Source organism: Nostoc sp. (assembly GCF_036919595.1).
In the GTDB taxonomy this organism is placed as follows: Bacteria; Cyanobacteriota; Cyanobacteriia; order Cyanobacteriales; family Nostocaceae; genus Nostoc.
Window position 1 is genome coordinate 1 of the sequence record NZ_JBALCO010000115.1, and the last position, 8,735, is coordinate 8,735.

General features: G+C 41.0%; 7 protein-coding genes. 4 read left to right on the forward strand and 3 right to left on the reverse strand.

Going from position 1 to position 8,735, the window contains the following annotated elements:
- The first annotated feature begins 252 nt into the window (after nt 1-252).
- Nucleotides 253-1,299, forward strand: coding sequence for a threonine aldolase family protein (locus tag V7K21_RS17510; RefSeq protein ID WP_335176338.1), 1,047 nt, complete (start codon nt 253-255; stop codon nt 1,297-1,299).
- Between the two features lie 178 nt (nt 1,300-1,477).
- Entirely contained in the window at nt 1,478-1,975 is a 498-nt protein-coding gene (locus V7K21_RS17515) for a quercetin 2,3-dioxygenase (RefSeq protein WP_335176340.1), read from the forward strand.
- A 375-nt stretch (nt 1,976-2,350) separates the two neighbouring features.
- Here the strand turns inward: V7K21_RS17515 and V7K21_RS17520 are convergent, their stop codons facing one another.
- On the reverse strand, nt 2,351-2,758 hold the full coding sequence (locus tag V7K21_RS17520; RefSeq protein WP_335176342.1) for a hypothetical protein: 408 nt from the start codon (nt 2,756-2,758) through the stop codon (nt 2,351-2,353).
- Between the two features lie 323 nt (nt 2,759-3,081).
- On the opposite strand from V7K21_RS17520, the gene V7K21_RS17525 reads away from it, so the two are divergent.
- Nucleotides 3,082-5,091: an amylo-alpha-1,6-glucosidase gene (locus V7K21_RS17525; protein WP_335176343.1), complete on the forward strand. Its 2,010-nt coding sequence runs from the start codon at nt 3,082-3,084 to the stop codon at nt 5,089-5,091.
- Nucleotides 5,092-5,453: 362 nt separating this feature from the next.
- Here V7K21_RS17525 and V7K21_RS17530 read toward each other — a convergent pair whose 3' ends face one another.
- Nucleotides 5,454-5,711, reverse strand: a complete 258-nt coding sequence (locus V7K21_RS17530) for a hypothetical protein (protein WP_335176345.1) — start codon at nt 5,709-5,711, stop codon at nt 5,454-5,456.
- 44 nt (nt 5,712-5,755) lie between these two features.
- Here V7K21_RS17530 and topA point away from each other — a divergent pair, with 44 nt between their 5' ends.
- Complete coding sequence (gene topA / locus V7K21_RS17535; protein WP_335176347.1) at nt 5,756-7,921, forward strand: type I DNA topoisomerase; 2,166 nt, start codon at nt 5,756-5,758, stop codon at nt 7,919-7,921.
- Nucleotides 7,922-7,950: 29 nt separating this feature from the next.
- On the opposite strand, the gene V7K21_RS17540 is transcribed toward topA, so the two are convergent.
- On the reverse strand, nt 7,951-8,697 hold the full coding sequence (locus V7K21_RS17540) for a hypothetical protein (protein WP_335176349.1): 747 nt from the start codon (nt 8,695-8,697) through the stop codon (nt 7,951-7,953).
- Nucleotides 8,698-8,735 lie beyond the last annotated feature (38 nt).

The window sequence follows — 8,735 nt, forward strand, 5'->3', positions numbered from 1 at the left end:
AAAAAGGGAAGAAGAAGCCGCCGTCGGCGGCTTCTTCTTCACTTAACAATGATTATCATTATTAGATTTGGTGATTTTATTCTTTGGAAGTCCCTGAATTGTCTCTACTTACTTCTTCCAAGTTCTTATAATTACCAGAGTTATTAGATAATTTGAGAGGTTAATAGCATCCCCGTCAATCTTGAAGTTGGCAGATGTCAAAATTTTTCACTAATATTGTAACAATTACTGAGAAAAATCAAAATAGAGATTATGAGTAGTAACTTAGAGCAGTTTGCAAGTGATAATTCCTCTGGTATTTGTCCAGAAGCGCTGGAATATATGATTAGGGCAAATCAAGGTAGTGTTCCAGCCTATGGAAATGATGAATGGACTCAAAAAGCCACAGATTATTTTCGAGAACTCTTTGAAATTGATTGTGAAGTATTTTTTACTTTTAATGGTACTGCTGCAAATTCTTTATCTTTAGCTGCCCTTTGTCAGTCATATCACAGCGTCATTTGTCATGAAACATCTCACATAGAAACAGATGAATGTGGCGCACCTGAATTTGCATCTAATGGCTCTAAACTGTTACTTGCTCAAGGGAAAAATGGCAAGCTAACATCAGAGGCGATAGAGGCTATTGTTACTAAACGTACTGACATTCATTATCCTAAACCTAAAGTTATTAGCATTACACAATCAACTGAATTAGGAACTTTATATTCTATTGAGGAACTTTTGAAAATTAAAGCAGTTGCGAAAAAGTATAACTTAAAGATTCATCTGGATGGCGCTCGTTTTGCAAATGCAGTTGCTGCGATGAATAAAAGCCCTGCTGAAATTACTTGGAAAACTGGAGTCGATGTGTTGTGCTTTTGTGGTACAAAGAATGGAATGGCATTGGGTGAAGCCATTCTTTTCTTCAACAAAGAGCTAGCAGAGGATTTTGATTATCGATGCAAACAAGCAGGTCAGCTAGCCTCAAAAATGCGGTTTATCTCTGCCCCCTGGTTGGGTTTATTGGAAACTGGTGCTTGGCTAAAAAATGCCAGACATGCCAATCAATGTGCTGATTACTTAGAAAATCAACTATTAAACATAGAAGGTGTTGACTTGATGTTTCCTAGAGAAGCCAACGCCGTGTTTGTTAAATTACCTGAACAAGTCATTCACGCCTTAAAAGTAAAGAACTGGCATTTTTATACATTTATTGGTGTGGGAGGAGTACGTTTTATGTGTTCTTGGAACACAACAAAATCAAGGATTGATGAGTTAATTAGTGATATTAAAAATGTAACTATTTCCAAAAATTAAATATAAAAAATATAACTTAATCAAACAAAGGCATAGCCCGTTGTAGATATCGCTTGACTTCAGTCTGCTCAATTCACGATAATATGGTTAGGTTTATTTCTGTCTAAGTACTTACAGGCTGAAAATTTAGATTTTGTTGACAAATCCATAATAGAAAACATCTCAAAAGGAAATCCCCATGACAGTCAATTTGCAAGGAATATTACAGCAACTAGGACAAGGTTCCTCATACTGGGTATTTGGGGATTTGTGTACCTTTAAGGCGGTAGGTGAAGAAACTGGTCAAGCTTATGCTCTAATTGAAATTACTGTTCAACCACAAAATGGTTCACCTCCCCACATTCATCGTCATGAAGATGAAGCCTTTTATATTCAAGAGGGAGAATTGGAATTTCAGCTTGATGAGCAGATTATATTAGCAATTCCTGGAACCTTTCTTCACTCTCCTAAAGGTCAACTTCATAGGTTTACAAATATCGGCTCACAGCCAGCAAAATTGCTGTGTTGGGTCACACCAGCAGGGTTAGAGAAGTTTTTTATGGAAGTAGGTGTGCCAGTCTCAGAGAGGACGCAATTACCTAGCCTTAGTCCGGCAGACATTGAAAAAATTTTGGCAGCTGCTCCAAGATACGGTCTTGAGATTATTCCGCCGCCTGCTGAATCTTCGCAGGTATAGCATAATATAATGTGCGTGTGATCGCACTTATACACCAAATAACAGTGCTAAAAAGTCTGAAAAGAATCAAGAAATTCCTATTGCTGGAGTTATGGAATTTGCCAAATTATCTGATCAGCTTTTCCCCAAGCTTTCCAGGATTAAGTAATGTTAATAATAAATGAGGTATGTCAAAATTATGAATCTGCAATAAAGTAAAACCATTATAGGTGGTGGAGAAGTAGTTGCCGGATCTAGAGGAGCGATCGCTAACTAAACGAATCAACAAAATTAAATAAATTCGTAACTAAAATTCTGACTGGACGAGCAGAAGTTCAACCAAATAAAAATTTGTTTCATTGCCCGTGTGTAAGTCCTATTAAATTATCATTTACATTAGACAGCTTCAAGGTGAAAACGATTAAACGCTCTAGCTGCTTCAGGAATTAGCTCAATGTACCAATACCCGTTTATATCATCTGCAAACCAACTAATTATTGCAAGCGCTGGTTGTCCAAATTCATCATCTTTTACTCCAAAGAATTCGCAGAACTTTGCACCTAAATGACCAATTTGACCAGAAGAGTCACCATCATATCCCGCAGCTTTAGATAACTCCCAAGTACGTAATCTGCGATTGTCCTTCATCAAGTAACAATGCTGATACAACTTATTCAAGATGGCTTTGTGTCCCGGAGTCAATCCCTTATAAATTGAGTGGAATGCCTCCAGATATTTTTCTTCTGAAGGAATACAACGTTCAACATCTTTCAACACTCTATTTTTCCCCTTTTGATTTGCCAAAATGTGAAAATTCAGTGGCAATGAGTGAATATCATCGTTTGCCCACCTCACGGAGAAGATAAAGTTGCATATACAACCTTTGATGTCAAACGATAATTTAATGTACGTAATTAATAAATGTCTTAAAGAATCGTTTAGAAACATTTTAACTTCTACTTATAGAAATGTCTTAGCAAAGCTACTAGTATTTAATATTACTTAAATTAATAAATTTTAGCCCTGATTAGCAGTTAAAATTTTAGTTGGGATTAACCGATCTCAGCACAGTAGAGGATTAATAATCGATAATCCAGATATTGATCGCCAAAATAAAGTGTTGATTTATGTGTATTGAATTTGGGCGGGAAATCTGCGGCAATCTCGACACCGCAGAATCGCGGGAGTGGTTAGTTACTAACGGTATTGGTGGTTACGCTTCTGCAACTGTGGCAGGTTTATTGACCCGCCGCTATCACGGACTACTGGTAGCTGCATTGAAACCACCTTTAGGTCGCACTTTGCTGCTGGCAAAACTAGATGAAACTGTCCTGTATGACACTCGCTCTTATTCTCTACACACCAATCGTTGGGCAGATGGTACTGTCAATCCCCATGGTTATCAACATATTGAACGTTTTTCTCTAGAAAACACAATACCCGTATGGCGGTTTGCTGTTGCTGATGCCTTATTAGAAAAACGGGTGTGGATGCAACAAGGCGCTAACACAACCTATGTCCAATATACTCTGCGTCGTGCCACCCAACCGCTGAAGTTGACGCTCAAAGCAATGGTCAACTACCGTGATTATCACGGCGATACTCAAAGCAATGGTTGGCAGATGTCTGTTGAGCAGGTGGAACAAGGGATTTCTGTAACTGCTTATTCGGGCGCTGTACCACTGTATCTACTGAGCGATTCGCCTAAAGGTGATAGCTACACTTCACGCGGTAGTGCATCTGTTGCCCACAATTGGTATTATGGCTTTGACTTGGCAGTTGAACGCTATCGGGGATTGAGAGATAAAGAAGACCACCTCCACGCCGCCACTTTTGAAGTTACACTAAATCCTGGGGAAGCGATCGCATTTGTAGCCAGCACAGAAAAACAACCAGATTTGCATGGCGAAGCTGCACTTAAGTTGCGTCGCGCTCAAGAGCAGAAGCTAACAGGACTTTGGAATAGTAACCAACCCCTCAACACTAAGGAATCACCTAGCTGGATCAACCATCTAGTACTAGCTGCTGACCAGTTTATTGTTAACCGACCAGTACCAGAAGACCCTCACGGTAAAACCATCATCGCTGGTTATCACTGGTTTGGCGACTGGGGACGCGACACAATGATTAGTCTACCTGGTTTGACAATTTCGACTGGTCGCCCAGAGGTAGCACGCTCAATTCTTCGCACCTTTGCCAGATACGTAGACCAAGGAATGTTGCCGAATCGCTTTCCCGATGCAGGTGAGCAACCAGAATATAATACTGTTGATGCCACTCTCTGGTACTTTGAAGCAGTCCGTGCCTACTACAGTTCTACAGACGATGATAATTTGCTTGGTGAACTCTTTCCAATACTTGCAGACATCATTAATTGGCACTGTCGCGGTACACGCTACAACATCCACCTCGATCCAGCCGATGGCTTACTTTATGCAGGCGTTGCAGGTGTACAACTGACCTGGATGGATGCCAAAGTTGATGATTGGGTAGTTACGCCCCGAATTGGCAAACCGATTGAAGTTAATGCCCTGTGGTATAATGCTTTACGGACAATGGCAAAGTTTGCCCGTCAGCTTGGTAAACCACATCAAGAATATGAGGCAATGGCAGACCGTGCTCAGTATAGATTTTCTCGCTTCTGGAATGACGAGACAGGTTATTGCTATGACGTTCTAGACAGTCCTGATGGTGATGATTCGGCCTTGCGTCCTAACCAAATCTTTGCTGTTTCATTACCAGAAAGTCCGCTAACACCTGCCCAGCAAAGGAGTGTGGTGGAAGCTTGCGGACGAGTGCTGCTGACCTCTCATGGATTGCGATCGCTTGCCCCTGATCATCCTCAGTACCAGGGTAAATACGGTGGCAATCAGTATCAACGTGATGGAGCTTATCACCAGGGAACAGTTTGGGGTTGGTTATTGGGACCGTTTGTCCTAGCGCACCTGCGCGTCTACAAAAATCCTGAACAGGCTCGTCAATTTTTGGAACCAATGGCTAATCATCTCACTGTACACGGTCTTGGCAGTCTCAGTGAAATTTTTGATGGAGATGCCCCGATGACTCCACGAGGATGTATTGCCCAAGCGTGGACAGTGGCAGAGGTTTTACGTGCTTGGTTGGCAACGGAGATTTAATGCAATGTTGGTATTAATCAAAACTCTCACTAAAAATACTTCTCCACCTGAGGTTCTTCTAATATTACTTCTACAAACTGCGATTATAGAAACAGTTTTGAAACTAACTTTATGCGGCTATTGTACTGCAAGATTAACGAGTTTTTTAGCTCTATGAGACCAACCAGAAAACTGTAGATCCGTGTAGGAGAGACGCGAAAGACCGTTTGCCTATTGGAGTAAAGCAGGCAAGCGACTAGGTTGGTATGGCTATTTTCGATAAACTCTAATAGCGATCGCATCCACATTCAGCACTCTCTGTACTTATTAGTAATTACACCTTTATCTCTATTCCGTATTTTCTCACAAATCAAATAGGATTGCTATATAGTCCAAGGATCACGATCAAAAACACACAAAACCTGATCATACTCTTCTTGCTTATTCAGTTCCTTCGCGCTTTGAACTAGTTTGCTGGGATTCTCTCCTAAACCGCGATCGCACAATCGAAACATCGCGTTGGGATGATTTACCTCTAAACTGAGTTGAGCAATTTCCAAAGCTTTTTGGTACAGTATTCTAGAAAATCCCCATGAGGAAGATAGGCGTTCGCCTTTGACGTTGGCGCAGCCATCGCTCAAAAGCCATTGCCAGTTTATTGCTCAGAATCAAGAACCCAGTTGCTATGATCAAACGCCTGCTTGTGGTCGAGTCTCCCGGAAAAGTCAAAAAACTCAGTCAAATTCTGGGTTCAGATTGGAAAGTTCTAGCTAGTTGTGGTCACATCCGAGAACTTAGCAATGAAGGGGACGATTCCTTGGGCTTCGTCATGGACGGCAATAATGTGCGGTGCAATTACGTCCCACGTGACCAACGAGCGAAAGAAACAATCCAGAAACTCAAGTCTGCGGTGAGGCAGGTTGATGAAGTTGTCTTAGCAACTGACCCAGACCGGGAAGGTGAGACAATCGCTTGGCATCTTAAAGAAACGCTGGGTTTAAGGGAACCGAAACGAGTAATTTATACTGAGATTACAGCATCGGCGGTGCAGAGTGCGATCGCTAATCCTAGAAAACTAGACCAAAACTTAATCGGTGCTGGGTTGTGCCGAGATTGCCTAGATAAGTTGGTGGGTTATAAAGGTAGTCCTTTAGTTTGGGCATTGAATAACGGCGCTAAGAGTGTTGGCAGAGTCCAAAGCGCGACATTGCACCTGATTTGTCAGCGAGAAAACGAAATTCTGGTTTTTGTCCCTCAAGATTACTGGAGTGTCTGGGTAGATTATACTGAGGGATTTCGGGCTTTTTACAAAGGTACGGTCGATTCTGCAAAAGATGCAGCAGAACAAGAAACTGAAACTCATGATGACGCGAAGGTAGGTAATAGTCTAGAAACACCGGAATCTAAACGTGTTCTTTCCGAAGCAGAGGCTACACGTTTAGTTGAAGAAGCACGGCGACATCCTCATCAGGTGATTCATTTTGAAGGAAAAATCGTTAATCGTCAGCCACCGCCACCATTTACAACTTCCAGCCTTCAGCAAGCAGCCGGTTCAAAGTTGAGGTTTGCTCCTGATAAAACTATGGTTGTTGCCCAAAAGCTGTATGAAGCAGGGCTAATAACATATATGCGAACAGACTCAGTGATGCTGAGTCCAGAATTTTGTGCCAGCGCCCGTAAATGGTTAGAGCAAAATGATCCGCAGAATGTACCGCCGCAAGTTGCCAAGCATCGCAGTAGTAAATCGGCTCAAGAAGCACATGAAGCGATTCGTCCCACGGATGTATTTCGTCCCTCAGTTCAATTGCGCTCTGAACTTCCTGATGATCAGTTTAATCTGTATGTGATGATCTGGAAACGGTCAATTGCTTCTCAGTGTCGTGCTGCTCAATTGCGTAAAACTCTGGTGATTACTCAGTCTGGTTCTTTACTGTGGTCAGCGAGAGGGCAAGTGATTGAATTTTACGGTTATGCCCGATACTGGAACAATCTTAGCAAGGATAGTGTTTTACCTTCATTACAACAGGGACAAGCATTGAAACTTGAGAATGCTGGACATGAAAAGAAGCAAACGCAGCCACCACCGCGTTATAGCGAACCAAAATTGGTGCAATTGATGGAACGTAAAGGAATTGGTCGCCCAAGTACTTATGCTCCGACTGTTGCTACCTTAAAAAAACGCAATTATGTGGAGTTAAAAAAAGACCATCTTCAACCGACAGCGTTAGGCTTAGAAGTTGATGCGTTTTTGCTCAAAGCATTGCCGGATTTACTAGAGGCGGAATTCACAGCGAAAATGGAGGATGCTCTTGATGCCATTTCTGAAGGAAAAAACTCTTGGCAGCATTATTTAACTAGTTGGAATCAGAATTATTTTGTACCAGCGCTCTCCAAAGCTAAAACTGTAGTTGCGAGTTCCCCAACAGGTAAAGCTAATGTGATAAGCGAACGGAAATATGAAACTTCTAAGACTCGATGCCCTGAATGCAAAAATTTTCTCGCCAAAATTCCGAGTAGTAAGGTCAAAAAGAAATATTTCCTCAAATGCACAAAAGGCTGTGATGTCGTGCTATTTTGGAGCGACTTTAACAAAACTTGGCAGCCACCACAAACTAAAGCAGTCCAATCTGAGAATCACCAAAAGCCTCCTGTGAAGATGACTGCGTATCCCTGCCCGGTATGTAAGAAACCTCTAGAAGAGTACAGTTATATCAAAGAGGGGCAGAGTAAGACAATGTTGCGATGTTCTGACTCACAATCGCGTAAGGATACTAAACATAAAGATGTAGCTTATTTCAGTACGCAAAAAGGGTGGTGGAGTCCTAAGTTTGGAGAAATATCAAAACCTTAACTAATTTTAGCTACTAGTATTACAGCTCACTATAAGTCTTTTACTTCCTCAGTTTCTTGAAAAATATCCTCATCATCTTCAATTTCATCAGATACTTCTTCATCCTCTTCCGAAGAGTCAAGCAAATCTCGAACTTCAGCAAAGGAGTCATCTGATTCAGAAGATTCCTTTATCTGCTCATCAATCAAATCAACTTTAGGTAATTTCACATGAAACTCCCTTCTCCAATTAGAAATCAAGGTTTCATTCCAGTCAACCTCATTACTGATATCTTCTTTAGTACGTTTTATCAATTCTCTCACGCCATCAGAGGTATCCAACAATATCATTTTGATAAGCTCTATACATCTCTCAGATCCAGGACCTTTAGTTATCATGTTAAGTTTTGCATTTGGCTGCACTAAAACATAATACCAATGAGATTTATTGCGTCTGAAAAAGTCAGCTTCATCCATTTTAGTAATACTCAGCGATATATAATCAAGAATCGCTGGAATACGGTATTCGACTCTTATCCTAAGCAAGAACCTTGAAACAGCGGAAAAAAGAATTTTTTGTCCAAAAATAGTATATAAAATACTAGTATCCCGTGTTTTCTTTATACTTGCTTTTTGATTTGCATTTAATTTAGGTTGCTCCGGTTGAATAGGGATATTTATATTTACATGGTTAATTTGTGATACCCAATCCTTGAATGGCTGAAGTTCAGTGAAAAACCACTTACAGCAGTTTTCAGGTAAATAGACCACAGTGATTGAACCAACCGAAAGTATCATCCTCGGTAATATAATTTACAACTTCAGCCATTGCTTGA